10 protein-coding genes and 2 tRNA genes are annotated in these 12,469 nt (G+C 58.6%); 6 read left to right on the top strand and 6 right to left on the bottom strand.

Features of this window, described 5'->3' with window-relative positions; translation table 11 throughout:
* Nucleotides 1-51: 51 nt before the first annotated feature.
* Nucleotides 52-867: a posphoenolpyruvate synthetase regulatory kinase/phosphorylase PpsR gene (gene ppsR, locus NLU14_RS02675; protein ID WP_275704615.1), complete on the top strand. Its 816-nt coding sequence runs from the start codon at nucleotides 52-54 to the stop codon at nucleotides 865-867.
* 67 nt (nucleotides 868-934) lie between these two features.
* On the opposite strand, the gene NLU14_RS02670 is transcribed toward ppsR, so the two are convergent.
* Nucleotides 935-3,859, bottom strand: a complete 2,925-nt coding sequence (locus NLU14_RS02670) for an insulinase family protein (RefSeq protein ID WP_275704614.1) — start codon at nucleotides 3,857-3,859, stop codon at nucleotides 935-937.
* A 98-nt stretch (nucleotides 3,860-3,957) separates the two neighbouring features.
* Here NLU14_RS02670 and NLU14_RS02665 point away from each other — a divergent pair, with 98 nt between their 5' ends.
* The 3 genes from NLU14_RS02665 (at nucleotide 3,958) to NLU14_RS02655 (ending at nucleotide 7,050) form a co-directional block, all read left to right on the top strand.
* Nucleotides 3,958-4,479 carry a hypothetical protein gene (locus NLU14_RS02665; RefSeq protein WP_275704613.1) on the top strand — a complete coding sequence of 174 codons (522 nt, stop codon included), beginning with the start codon at nucleotides 3,958-3,960 and terminating at the stop codon, nucleotides 4,477-4,479.
* 159 nt (nucleotides 4,480-4,638) lie between these two features.
* Nucleotides 4,639-5,904 carry an MORN repeat-containing protein gene (locus tag NLU14_RS02660; RefSeq protein ID WP_275704612.1) on the top strand — a complete coding sequence of 422 codons (1,266 nt, stop codon included), beginning with the start codon at nucleotides 4,639-4,641 and terminating at the stop codon, nucleotides 5,902-5,904.
* Between the two features lie 48 nt (nucleotides 5,905-5,952).
* Entirely contained in the window at nucleotides 5,953-7,050 is a 1,098-nt protein-coding gene (locus NLU14_RS02655) for a response regulator (RefSeq protein WP_275704611.1), read from the top strand.
* Here the strand turns inward: NLU14_RS02655 and NLU14_RS02650 are convergent.
* Nucleotides 7,033-7,644, bottom strand: a complete 612-nt coding sequence (locus NLU14_RS02650) for a nucleotidyltransferase family protein (protein ID WP_275704610.1) — start codon at nucleotides 7,642-7,644, stop codon at nucleotides 7,033-7,035. The genes NLU14_RS02655 and NLU14_RS02650 overlap by 18 nt on opposite strands.
* Nucleotides 7,645-7,754: 110 nt before the next feature.
* On the opposite strand from NLU14_RS02650, the gene NLU14_RS02645 reads away from it, so the two are divergent.
* Complete coding sequence (locus tag NLU14_RS02645) at nucleotides 7,755-8,606, top strand: 6-pyruvoyl trahydropterin synthase family protein (RefSeq protein ID WP_275704609.1); 852 nt, start codon at nucleotides 7,755-7,757, stop codon at nucleotides 8,604-8,606.
* Nucleotides 8,607-8,685: 79 nt separating this feature from the next.
* On the opposite strand, the gene NLU14_RS02640 is transcribed toward NLU14_RS02645, so the two are convergent.
* From NLU14_RS02640 to gltX, 3 genes are all read right to left on the bottom strand, one after another.
* A tRNA-Glu gene (locus NLU14_RS02640) sits at nucleotides 8,686-8,761 on the bottom strand.
* Between the two features lie 7 nt (nucleotides 8,762-8,768).
* Nucleotides 8,769-8,844 (bottom strand) — tRNA-Ala (locus NLU14_RS02635).
* Between the two features lie 112 nt (nucleotides 8,845-8,956).
* Nucleotides 8,957-10,441 carry a glutamate--tRNA ligase gene (gltX, locus tag NLU14_RS02630; protein ID WP_275704608.1) on the bottom strand — a complete coding sequence of 495 codons (1,485 nt, stop codon included), beginning with the start codon at nucleotides 10,439-10,441 and terminating at the stop codon, nucleotides 8,957-8,959.
* A 162-nt stretch (nucleotides 10,442-10,603) separates the two neighbouring features.
* Between gltX and NLU14_RS02625 the strand changes: the two genes are divergently transcribed.
* Nucleotides 10,604-11,551: a zinc ABC transporter substrate-binding protein gene (locus NLU14_RS02625; protein WP_275704607.1), complete on the top strand. Its 948-nt coding sequence runs from the start codon at nucleotides 10,604-10,606 to the stop codon at nucleotides 11,549-11,551.
* Here NLU14_RS02625 and NLU14_RS02620 read toward each other — a convergent pair.
* Nucleotides 11,531-12,445 carry an AEC family transporter gene (locus NLU14_RS02620; protein WP_275704606.1) on the bottom strand — a complete coding sequence of 305 codons (915 nt, stop codon included), beginning with the start codon at nucleotides 12,443-12,445 and terminating at the stop codon, nucleotides 11,531-11,533. The genes NLU14_RS02625 and NLU14_RS02620 overlap by 21 nt on opposite strands.
* Nucleotides 12,446-12,469: the final 24 nt, after the last annotated feature.

Below are 12,469 nucleotides of genomic sequence, written 5' to 3'. Positions count from 1 at the left end.
CTGTGGGAATTACCTAGGGAACCCGCCAAATACGGAGCCGGACCGCACACCATGAAACGAACCGCTTTCTTTATATCCGATGGCACCGGCCTGACCGCCGAGGCCCTGGGGCACAGCCTTCTCGCGCAATTCGAAAAAATCGATTTCGAGCGCATTACGGTGCCATATATTGATGACGCAGACAAAGCCCGGGAGATGGTTAAGCGCATAAACAAAGCGGAGGAAATCGATGGCACACGGCCGCTGGTTTTCGACACCATTGTTAATAGCGATATCCGCGAAGTCATTGCGGGCGCCAACGGCTTTATGGTGGATATCTTCGGTACCTTCCTGAACCCGCTGGAGCAGGAACTGCAATCTTCGTCGTCCTATACCGTTGGCAAGTCTCACGCCATCAACAACGAAGGCAGTTATGAACGGCGAATCCATGCCGTCAATTTCGCGTTGGACAATGACGACGGCGCCCGCACCCGTCATTACGATGAGGCAGATCTGATTCTGGTGGGCGCGTCCCGCAGCGGCAAAACCCCCACGTGCCTTTACCTGGCCCTGCAATATGGCGTAAAGGCCGCCAACTATCCGATCACCGAGGAAGACCTGGAAGATCAGCAGATGCCTGCGGCGCTGCGCGCCCACAAGGAAAAGATCTTCGGGCTTACCATTGAGCCCGAGCGCCTGGCCACCATCCGCAACGAGCGCCGGCCAAACTCCCGCTACTCCTCCCTCAAGCAGTGCATGCACGAGATCGAGGAAATTGAGCTGATGTACCGTAGGGAGCGCATCCCTTACCTCAATACCACCGCTTATTCCGTGGAGGAAATCTCCACGCGCATTATGGTAAGCACCGGGCTCAAGCGAAACCGGTAGTCCAGACAACAAAAAGGCCGGGACTCTCACTTCAAGAGAGCACCGGCCTGATCTTCCTCCGGGTGGCTTAAAGCTCCTGGATTTCCAGCCCCAGTTTCTCCGCGGCACTGCGGTTCTCGAAGCTGGTAACAACCGCCACACTGGCGTTTTCCGGCTTCAGCCATTCACGGGCCACCCGTGTCATGTCGTCCAGGGTCACGGCCAGAACCCGCTCCCGGAACCGGGCGCGTTGCTCGGGCGTGCGGCCGAACAGACGGTTATGGAAAGCATGGCGTGCCGCACCGGCGGGCGAACGCGGGCGGTCCAACTGGCCAATCACACCAAGGATGGACTCCTCCAGGTCCTGGGGGTCGTGCTGTTCTTCCTGCAGCCAGTCCAGAGCCCTGTCGAAATCCTCAAGGGTGTCACCCAACCGGGGATCACGATAGGAAAAGAAGCGGAACGTACCGTTCACACTGTCCTGGCCAGCACCGCCACCATAGGCACCACCCTTTTCGCGGATTGCCCTGTGCAGGTAGCCATTACGCAGGAATCCACCCAGCACCGTCAGCGCAGCCGCATCGGGATGATCAATCGCAACCGTACTGTAGGCCTTGGCGCAGAAATTCACCTGGGTTGAGGTCAGCCATGCCTGGCGAGTCTGGTAGCTGACCGGTTCAAGCCTCCAGGCATCCTTTTCGCCAGCGCTGGGGCTCCCCCAAACGGACTTCAATTCCGTCAGCATGGGGTCCAGTTGCTCTTCCTCTCCAATCAGCAGAAATTGACGGGACTGCTGCCGGATGCGCTCGTGCAATGCAGCCAATCGCTCACAGAGCCTGTCGAGTTCAGCGGGATCATCAAGGGACTTGTCCAGAGCCTTGACCCCACGAATCGCCTCCAGGCCACCGAGCCTGAACGACAACCACGCCCCGGGGCTGATGCCCTGGGAGGCCGCACCCATGGCCAGTGCGTGGCCGCTACCGGTGACGCCCTGCTCCCTGCGGGAACGAATCTGGGCAATCAGTTCGCGAACCCGCTCCTTCTCATCAAACCGGGCGCCGTTGAAGACGTCGTTCAGCAGACGAGTCAGGGCTTCACGGTTCCGGGCCAGGGCCTTGCCATTGAAAACAATGTAACCCGCCAGGTCCTGGACATCGTCAATCCGCCCCTTGGCAGAGAAGGAGGCGCTGACACCACCGGATTCCGCTGAAATACGATCCTGCATCTGCAGGTAATCCAGGTTGCCGCAACCCACTTCCGGAATCAGGGTGGTGTAATACGGCAATAACAGCAGTTCGTCTTCCGACAGGTTCGGTACCGGCAGGACCACCTGTTCATACACCAGGCCATTGGTGCCGCGGGCATAAATCGTCGCCGGCATATCACCGGCAAACCGGGCTTCCGGTTCCGGCAATTGCAGGGGAACATCCGACAAGTCCACCTTGGGCAGGATGGAGTCGTCATCCTTGCGGGTCTGGCGCTCTTCCAGGGCCTGGGCGCGCTCGATAATCTGACGCACCTCCTCATCGGTCAGCGATGCCTTGCGGCGGGCCAGCGCCTCGCGGATGGCACTCTGGCGACGGCTCTCCAGCTTGTCGTCGGGACGCAGCGTCAGAGTAACCCGGTGCGGATTTTCCAGCAGCTTGCGGCGAATCAGGCCCGGCACGTACTGCGGATCGCGGATCTTCTCGCGCATGTCCGCCAGCACCGGCTCCAGGTCCAGAAGCTCCACCGGGTCGCCACCGTGAACCATCGGCGAAATCGCCGTCATGATCAGTTGCAGGCCGTACGGGAAGCTGTCGCCGGCAATTTCACGCTGATGCAGTTCCAACTGGTGCAGGATGGCCTCCAGGCGATCCTGACTGACCCCTTCTTCGACCACCTTTGCCAGCGTTTCTTCAATCAGCGCCTCAAGGTCGCCCTGTTTGTCCGGGTCACTGCCCTCAATGCCGCACACGAAGGTCATCTCGCGGTTGGAATCCTCAAGGCCGCACATGGGGGATGGCGAGTGCCCGATGTCCGTGGTTTCCAGCGCCCGCATCAAAGGCGATGCGCTGTTCTCCAGCAATACACTGGCCAGCAGTTGCCCTTCCAGGTTTTCCTGCAAATCAAAGCTGTGGCCCAGCAACCAGCCCATCACAATGTGGGTCTTGTGGCCGGTTTCCTCGCCTTCACTGACAGCGTAGCTCTGGTCGACACGTACCGGCGAAAACATCCGCTTTTCGTCCCGCACCGGCAATTCCACATCCAGGCGGTCAAACCGTTTCAGGGCCAGTTCCTCGAAGCGCTCGTGGTGTTCGTGGGCCGGAATATCGCCATAGGTCGCAAAGATCGCGTTGCTGGGGTGATAGTGGTGGCGATAGAACCGCAGCAGGTCGTCGTAACTCAGATCCACAATATGGTCCGGCTCTCCCCCACTGTTGTAGTGATAGGTGGTGGTCGGAAACAGGTGGCTGGACAGGTTCTGCCAAAGCTGCGACGTGGGCGCGCTCATGGCGCCTTTCATTTCGTTGTAGACAACACCGCGATAGACCAGGTCGGTGGTGGGGTCATCCGGCTTGTCGAATTCCAGGCGATGGCCTTCCTGGGCGAAATCCAGCGGATCCAGAGAGGAAAAGAACACCGAATCCAGATAGACCGTCAACAGGTTGTCGAAATCCTTGCGGTTCATGCTGGCAAAGGGATACGCGGTCCAGTCGCTGCTGGTAAAGGCGTTCATGAAGGTGTTCAGGGACCGGCGAATCATCATGAAAAACGGGTCGCGCACCGGGAAACGCTCGCTGCCGCAAAGTGCTGTATGCTCCAGGATGTGGGCAACACCCGAGGAATCCATGGGGAAGGTCCGCAGGGCCACAAAAAACACGTTCTCGTCATTGTCCGCCGCCAGGTGGAGATGGCGAGCGCCAGTCTTGCGGTGACAGTACTCCTCCACCGTTACGTTCAGCGTGCTGATCCGGTGACTGCGAAGCTTTTCAAAGGCCGGATGGACGGTGTTTTCAATCACTGCAGCCATTCAAACTATCCTGTCTTTAACTAAATGAGGATTGTAGGGTAACACGTACTTTCTATTATCATGCACTAACCCGTAGCCACAAGGCAGTACCCGACTCCATGACCATTGAAACCCATGGTGACCAGACGCCGGACACCCCGCAGAAAGCGACCGACACGGCCCACAGGCCCGCCGGCAAACGCCGGAACATCAACGCCCCGGAAGTGGCTGCTTACTGGGCGGAGCGTCGCCGCTACCTGGAACGCATACGCCGGGTTCCGGAAATCCGCCAACGTTACTGGCGAGCCATCGGCATTTACATGCTCCGCCGGGTGCTGTGGTCCTTCGGTTTTTTCCCGGTTTTCATCGCCTTCTGGGTGCCCTTCGTGCTGTCCAGCTTCAACCCCGTGGTCCTGGCGTCCGACCTGATCCCGTTGCTCGAGGGTTTCGTCAACGCCAACCCCGAAGTTCAGGCCAACACCTTGAGTACGCTGGTGATCGCCTGGGGATCTGTCGGTTTCTTCTTTCTGGTGTTTGATTTTGTACTGACGCCCTTCAAGTCACCCTATGAATACGAAGCGGATGTCTACATGCGCTCCTGGGAGCAGCTCAACCATGATCAGCTTCCGGACAAAGTGTGATTTGTCCTGCATTCTCGTTAACTTCAGTGACTTTGTGTTACATAAGATTGCTCCGACTGGGTAAGATGAAGCGGTGTAATCCCGGAACCCCGTTGAACAATGACAACAAGGCGGGCGGGACATAGGCAGTAACACGAATGCAGAATTGAGAGGTTGCCCATGGTCGATTTCAGACCCCTCCTGTTTGTCAACGCACTGGCCCTGATGCTTCTGGTGACGGCAGGCTTTGCGTCTGTCCGCGACGAACTGTCCATGGGCATGGACCCGATACCCAGCGAGCCAGCAGTGGAAGATTCCATTGCCGCGGTTTCCGACGTCACACCAACGGAAGAAAAACATACCGAAGAGCCAGCCAGTGAACCGCGTGTTACCGCCGAACCTTTCTCCATTCCCGACATTCCGGAAGACCCCGAAATGCTGGCCATGGCCGAACCGGCTTTGGCAATGCCCGCAATCCGTAGCGATGTCGTGGAACAGCCCCGCCCCACTCCCACTACCGGCACGCTGGTACTGCGCTCAAACGTAGTGGGCGACGAAGTCACGATCAATGGGGAGGACTACGGCGCCACCCGGCTGGACCTGGAACTGGAACCGGGTAGGTATGAGGTTACGATCAGCAAGGACGGCTACAAGCCCTGGAGCCAGACGGTAGCCCTGGCCGCCGGCAATGAGAAGACCCTGGTTGGCAAGCTGGAAGCCTATACACGTGTTGATTACCGGAACGGGACCTGGATCGGTGGCGTTAAAACCGGCGACGGCACATACGAAGACGCCGAAGGTCTTCGTTACGAGGGGCATTTTGTTGATGGCAAATTCGATGGTACGGGCACAGCCTGGTACCCCGACGGCAGCCGCTATGAGGGCGACTGGAGCAAAGGCCGCCGACATGGCGAGGGAGCCTGGCGGGACGCGGACGACACCCGCTACACCGGCCAGTTCCGCGATGACCAGTTTGACGGCCAGGGCACATTGACCCTGGCCAACGGAGACATCCTTACGGGGCAATGGTCCGAAGGCCAGCTCAACGGACATGGGTCACTGACCACATCGGATGGCATGCTTTATGTAGGCAGCTTCCGCGACAACGAGTTCCATGGCGAAGGCACCCTCACCTATCCGGACGGACGCCATTACGAGGGCGAATTCTCCAATGGCGAGTTCCACGGTGAAGGCAAGGAAGTCTTTGCCGATGGCAAAAAGTACGAAGGCCAGTATATTGAAGGTTCGTTCCACGGCAAGGGGCTGCTGCTGAACCCCAATGGCAGTTCGATCGAGGCAACCTTCCGTTATGGCGAACCCTACGGACAGGTACGCCTGACAACGGCGACCGGGGAGGTATTCACCGCCCGGACCAAGGAACCCGGTGTTTGTTATCGGGAAAAGAGTTACCGGGCAACCCAGTGCCCGACACTGGAAGGCTGGTAAGTGACAGCCCGATAATGAACCCACATGCTGTAAGGTTGAGGTTGTGACATGGTGATCAAGAATGCACTCCTGGTAGACGACTCGAAAGTAGCCAGATTTGCCCTGAGCAAACTGCTGGAAGGCCGTGACATGGAAGTGAACATGGCTGGCTCGGCGGAGGAGGCACTGGACTTTCTAAACTCCAACAAGCGCCCCGATGTCATCTTCATGGACCACCTGATGCCCGGAATGAACGGCGTGGAGGCCACCAAGGCCATCAAGGGCAACCCCGAAACCGCTGCCATTCCCATCATCATGTGCACGTCCAAGAAGTCGCCATCGTTCATGGAGGAAGCCCGCAACTTTGGTGTCTACAACATCCTGACCAAGCCGCCGCACACGGAAGGCCTCAGCCTGGTTCTTGACCAGCTCGACAGCGATGTGACCGACGGCAACCTGCCCGAGCCACCTGAACTGGACGCTGCCGCAGACGCCTCGGACGAGGATCTCCTGGACATTCCCGCTGATGCGTCCCTGGAAATGTCGCCAAAGGCCGACGGCGAACCGCGAGCCAGCGACAATGGCGGCCCCCAGGTGGTTCCTTTAACCAGCGACCTCATCGAACAGATTGCCCGATCAGCGGTAAAAACCCACATCAACAACCGCCTGCACGAGTTGCTCAGTTCGCTGTTCGACGAACAGTTTGACCACCTCAAGCGGGCGCTGGATGAGTCTGGCAAAAAGCAGGAAGCGGCCGTTGAGGAACGCCTGAACGCCGTTACTGAAATGATTGAAGAGCGCACGCGTAACCTGCATGATGATGTGGCAGCGGAAGTGAACCTCAACCTGGGCCGTGAATTGGCCGACCTGCGCAAGGACCTGTCCCGCAACAACGGCTTCACCAGCGATCACATGGCGGAGCTCAAGGACCACATCACCAGTGTGCAGACTATCGATACCGAGTTCTGGCAGACCCTGCAGTCAGAAGCCATCCAACAGGCCCATGAGATTTCCCGGGAAACCGCCGAGGATATCGCCCAGCGCACCATTGACCTGTTTGTCGCCCAACAGCGTTCCGCCACCTCGCGAATCTACACCATGGGCCTGGCGGCCAGCCTGGGTATATTTGCCGTGGGTATTGCCTGGTTATCAGGACTGTTCGGCTAACTGGCTTCGAATGCGGCGCCAGTCCCCGGGCGTGTCGACATCGGAACCGGCGCCAGCCACCGCTATCCGGGTCGCGTTGTTTCTTGCGAGTATGGCCGCCGCCCCCCTGTCACCTTCCAGTGTCATGACCTGGGGCCAGAGCCTCCGGGGAATGTAGGCCGGCGCGCCCGGTTTTCCATTCATGTCGGCGGCAACGGGTTGTGAAGGATTGCTTTGGGCTGCTTCCCTCAACTGCGCCAATGCCTCCTGCTTAATCATTGGCTGGTCCAGAAGGATTATGAAGACACCCTTTGCATGCGCCCCAAGGCTGGCCACGCCGGCTTTCAGCGAAGCCGACATACCGTCCCGCCAATCCGGAGCACTGACCCAGGCCGAAGGCTGGGTTCTGCAACGGAAGCGAACCAGTGGGTACCAGGCACCTGTCACCACCGTTACGGGAGCGCCGATCAACCTGGCCTGACCAATGGCATGATCCATCAGGATGCCACCGTCTAGCGGCAACAACGCCTTTGCCCTTCCCATCCGGCGTGAAGCTCCGGCCGCCAGCACCAGTACAGGAAAGGCCTCACGGTTATCCGCACCAGTCCTCTCCATTCTCGACGGCTCCGTTATTTTTGCCATGGCAAACTTGCAAGGCTGCTAGCGTTGGTGGATTTTTGCTAGAATTCGTCCATCATTCAACCTCTTCTTGCCAGGCTCCTCCGATGAACCACCTTTTCGTAGACAATCTGACGGTTATCGACTTCGCCTACCTGGATGCTTCCCGCGGGCTGGTGGGTGAAAGCTGGATTGTGGACGTGGTGCTCGGCGGTGAGCTGGACGACCAGGGCATGGTGTTTGATTTCAGCAACGTCAAACGCACCATCAAGCGAGTCATTGATGAACGCGTGGATCACCGGCTGGTGATTCCCCGGGCGTACAGCGGGCTAGAATGGAGCGAGGACGAACCTGACAGCTTCGTATGGCACCTGACTGACCGTACGCACATTCTGCATCGCTCCCCGGACGAGGCGGTGGTGTGGCTGTCCTCCGAGCGCGTGGTGCCGTCTGCAGTGGCCCGCCTTCTGGAGCAGGAGTTGCGGGCAGTGCTGCCAGCCAACGTGACGGATGTGGAGATCACGCTACGGGAAGATGTGATTGAAGGGGCCTACTACCATTATGTTCATGGCCTGAAGAAACACCTGGGCAACTGCCAGCGGATCGCCCACGGGCACCGCTCTCCTATCCGGATTGACCGTAACGGTCACCGGGACCGGGATCTTGAGAATCGCTGGGCGAAGCTTTGGCAGGACATTTATGTGGGGTCCGAGGAGGACGTAACACAGCGCTGGGTGGCCGAGGATGGTACGGCGTACGTAACATTCGAGTACGAGGCCAATCAGGGGGAGTTTGCGCTGACGCTGCCGGAAAGCCGGGTTTATATGCTGGACTCGGACACCACGGTGGAGTTGATTGCATCGCATATTGCAGGGCAGCTTAAAGCCGAGTTCCCGGAGGATGTTATTCGGGTCAAGGCTTACGAAGGCGTCGGCAAAGGAGCCATTGCTTCGCGCTGAGATTTCTACAGACACAAAAAAACCGCCCGAAGGCGGTTTTTTTGATGGCTTTCCGGTGGACTAAACCGTTAAGCCGTATTGGCGTCCCCTAGGGGGTTCGAACCCCTGTTGCCGCCGTGAAAGGGCGGAGTCCTAGGCCACTAGACGAAGGGGACTAGAAATTGGTGGAGCCAAGCGGGATCGAACCGCTGACCTCAACACTGCCAGTGTTGCGCTCTCCCAGCTGAGCTATGGCCCCTCAACGGCTGCGTATATTAAGGATCGCCCCCTGGGGCGTCAACCTTTTTTCCAACGTTTTTTCAGTTTCGTGAACATCCCTGTCCAGACCGTTTACTAATTCACCAATCTGGTTATTCCGCCAGCAGGGCTGCGTATTCCTTTTCCACCCGCTTGGTTTCCTTTTTCGAGAAACCGCCCATCACTTCAAGGGCATGACGCAGGCGGGACCGGGTCATGTCCGGGCCTAGGATGGCCATGGAGTCCATGACGGACCAGGAGTTGGGGGTACCGGCGATGGCGACGAAGATGGCGAACATGAAATCGCCCATTTTCAGTTCCATGGCCTTGGCCAGGGTTTTGATGTCGGCGAAGATGTTGTCCTTGGCCCAGTGGCGCTGGGCTTCCAGTTTCCACAGGGTGAACTGGAGCACCCGTTTGACCTGGGCTTCATCCAGCTTGTTGTGGCTGAAGTCTTCCGGTTTGAGGTTGAGCATGCCGGAGAACATGAACGAAGCCATGGGGGCTACGTCGCTGAACACTTCCGCCCTGCCCTTGATGTGTGGCACCAGGTCCCGCAAGGCCTGTTCGTTGAACCACCAATGGCGCATGCGCTCGATGAACTGGTCGTCGCTGAGCTCGTCGCGAATCCACTGGCCATTGAGCCAACGCAGCTTTTCCACGTCGAAAACCGGGCCACCCAGGGACACGCGCTGGATGTCGAAGTTATCGATCATTTCGTCCAGGGTGAACTTCTCCCGCTCGTCCGGCATGGACCAGCCCATACGGCCGAGGTAGTTGGTGACTGCTTCCGGCAGGAAGCCCATGCGCTCGTAGAAGTTGATGCTGGTGGGGTTCTTACGCTTGGACAGTTTGCTCTTGTCCGGGTTGCGCAGCAGCGGCAGGTGGCACAACACCGGCATGTCCCAGCCAAAGTAGTCATACAACAGCTTGTGCTTGGGCGCGGAGTTGATCCATTCCTCACCACGCAGTACGTGGGTGATTTCCATCAGGTGGTCGTCCACCACGTTGGCCAGGTGGTAAGTGGGCATGCCGTCGGATTTCAACAGTATCTGGCTGTCCACCTGGGACCAGTCGATTTCGATGGTGCCACGGAGCATGTCCTCAATCTCGCAGATGCCGTTTTCCGGCACTTTCATGCGGATGACATAGGGATCGCCTGCATCCAGGCGGCGTTTGACCTCTTCCTCCGGAAGTTCCAGATCCCCCTTGATGCCAGGGTTAAGGCCCTGGGCCTTGCGCTCTTCACGGATGGCTTCCAGCTCTTCCGGGGTGCGGAAACAGTAAAAGGCGTGCCCTTTGGTGACCAGATTCAGCGCATACTGACGGTAGGATTCCTTGCGCTCAGACTGCCTGTAGGGGCCGTGAGGGCCACCCATGTCCGGGCCTTCGTCCCATTCCAGTCCGAGCCAACGCAACGCGCGCAGGATGTCCTGTTCCGACTCATCGGTACTGCGAACCTGATCCGTATCTTCGATCCGCAGAATAAACTGTCCGCCGTGTTGCCGGGCAAAGCACAGGTTAAACAGCGCCACGAAGGCGGTACCAACGTGGGGATCACCGGTGGGAGACGGTGCGATTCGGGTACGTACGGTCATGAAAACATCCTGATGTGTCGGCCTGGTAAAAGGCTGTGCGTTGAAAGCCACGCATTATACCGGCCACGGCCGGATTTCGCATGGGTAGGCGCACGCCCTCTTCATCTATTGCCTGATTTGTTATATTATAACGTACCATTAATTTTCCAGGTCTCACTCATCATGGTCACCAACCGCTTTACTGGCATCACCGCCCTGGGCATTGCCGCATTCCTGGCATCTGCCAGCACCCTGGCAGCGACCCAGGTTGTCACTTCCCTTAAACCCATCGAACTGCTGGTGAAAGCTGTTGCAACAGACAACGTGGCAATCACCACTCTGGTCCAGCCCGGAGCCAGCCCTCACAACTATTCCATGAAGCCTTCCCAGCGCCGGGCACTCGAGAATGCCGACGCCATCTTCTGGGTGGGCCCGGAGATGGAAACTTTCCTGACCCGGCTGCTCGGTGGTAGCGAGTTTCGAGAGCGCACCCACTCACTCATGAACGGGGAAAACGTTCCGGAAGCGCAAACGGACAGCGCCCACGATGATCTCGGGCATCACCAGCACGAAGAGCCTGACGACCATCACCACGACCATGGCGACGGAGAAGACCCGCACATCTGGCTGGATCCGGCCCTGGCCGTTGAAATGGCAAGGGAGATCCATCAGGTGCTGGCAAACCTGGAGGGCGCGGATGTCAGCACGCTTGATGCCAACCTCACGCGGTTCGAGCAAGACATGGCAGCGACCGAAACGGCGATCGATCAACGCCTGAACCCCGTTCGCGACATTGACCTGTTTACTTACCACAACGCCTTCACCCGGTTTGTGGCGCATTACGGCCTGAACCTGGAGGGCGTGCTGACGCTGAACCCGGAACTATCCCCGGGGGCCCGGCATATTGCGGAAGTCCAGGAGAAACTGCGCAACGCGAATCGCCCCTGCCTGCTGACGGAACCGCAGTTCAACCGCCAGTGGTGGCGCTCGATCTCCGAAGGGGTGAACATTACGCTCAGTACCTGGGACCCACTGGCTACGGATATCGAAGTTAGCCGCGATGGCTATATCGCGTTCCAGCACAGCCTGGCTGACGCCGTGCTCGAGTGCCTACCAGAGAATGCCCAGTAACAGGGGGATGGTCACCATGGCCAACAATGTCTGGCCACTGATGATCCCCGCCATCAGTGGCGCGTCGCCACCCAGCTGGCGCGCCAGGATGTAGGAGGAGGTGGCAGTTGGCAGTGCCGCCAGCAGTACGGCCACCTGGACCATCATTCCCTCAAGCCCCAGAAGCAATGCCAGCCCGGCCGTTAGTAGCGGAAACCCCACCAATTTGGCGGCGGAGGACACCAGGAATGGCATGGAGGCACCACGCAATGCCTTTAGTTGCAGGCCCGCACCAACCGTCATCAGGCCAAGCGGTAACGCCAGGTCACTCAATGGTTCGAGAATGCCGGCCACCAGTGGATGGAAGCCAATCTGGAAGTAGCTCCAGAACATCCCCACCACGGAACCAATAATCAACGGGTTGGAAACGATAGCCTTGAGGACAGGCCTCACCTTCACCGCCCCCTGCCCCGCGACCAGGGAAAACATCAGTATGCACAGCAGGTTCAGCAAGGGCACTTTCACCGCCACGGCAATGGCGATGAGCGACAGGCCATCGTCTCCCAGCAACATACCGGCCGTCGCCAGGGCAACGTAGGAATTGAAACGGATACCACCCTGGAATACCGAAGAGAATACCGGCCCTGGCCAACGCCAGATCCATTGCAGGGCGACCAGCAGCAGCGTCATCGCGGCCAGCATGGCAACGATCAGAATGAGGATATCGCCGTAGGCTGACGCCGGTACCTGAGCCTGGCCCAGCTTGAAGATCAACATCGCCGGGAAAAGGACGTAATAGGTAAACCGCTCGGCCTGGGGCCAGAAGTCGCCCCCCGGAAAATGCCAGCGCCGGAACAGGTAGCCCAACAGGATCAACACAAACACCGGCAACAGCGCCTGGATCATTACCGGCATTGCACATCGCTCCCGAATGACCGT

Source organism: Marinobacter iranensis (genome assembly GCF_029207565.1).
Lineage (GTDB): Bacteria > Pseudomonadota > Gammaproteobacteria > Pseudomonadales > Oleiphilaceae > Marinobacter > Marinobacter iranensis.
This window is presented reverse-complemented; position numbering and strand designations above follow the sequence as displayed.

Excerpts from the sequence above, each read along its gene's own strand:
- ppsR (WP_275704615.1), top strand. The coding sequence starts at position 52 with ATGAAACGAACCGCTTTCTTTATATCCGATGGCACCGGCCTGACCGCC.
- NLU14_RS02670 (WP_275704614.1), bottom strand. The coding sequence starts at position 3,859 with ATGGCTGCAGTGATTGAAAACACCGTCCATCCGGCCTTTGAAAAGCTT.
- NLU14_RS02665 (WP_275704613.1), top strand. The coding sequence starts at position 3,958 with ATGACCATTGAAACCCATGGTGACCAGACGCCGGACACCCCGCAGAAA.
- NLU14_RS02660 (WP_275704612.1), top strand. The coding sequence starts at position 4,639 with ATGGTCGATTTCAGACCCCTCCTGTTTGTCAACGCACTGGCCCTGATG.
- NLU14_RS02655 (WP_275704611.1), top strand. The coding sequence starts at position 5,953 with ATGGTGATCAAGAATGCACTCCTGGTAGACGACTCGAAAGTAGCCAGA.
- NLU14_RS02650 (WP_275704610.1), bottom strand. The coding sequence starts at position 7,644 with ATGGAGAGGACTGGTGCGGATAACCGTGAGGCCTTTCCTGTACTGGTG.
- NLU14_RS02645 (WP_275704609.1), top strand. The coding sequence starts at position 7,755 with ATGAACCACCTTTTCGTAGACAATCTGACGGTTATCGACTTCGCCTAC.
- gltX (WP_275704608.1), bottom strand. The coding sequence starts at position 10,441 with ATGACCGTACGTACCCGAATCGCACCGTCTCCCACCGGTGATCCCCAC.
- NLU14_RS02625 (WP_275704607.1), top strand. The coding sequence starts at position 10,604 with ATGGTCACCAACCGCTTTACTGGCATCACCGCCCTGGGCATTGCCGCA.
- NLU14_RS02620 (WP_275704606.1), bottom strand. The coding sequence starts at position 12,445 with ATGCCGGTAATGATCCAGGCGCTGTTGCCGGTGTTTGTGTTGATCCTG.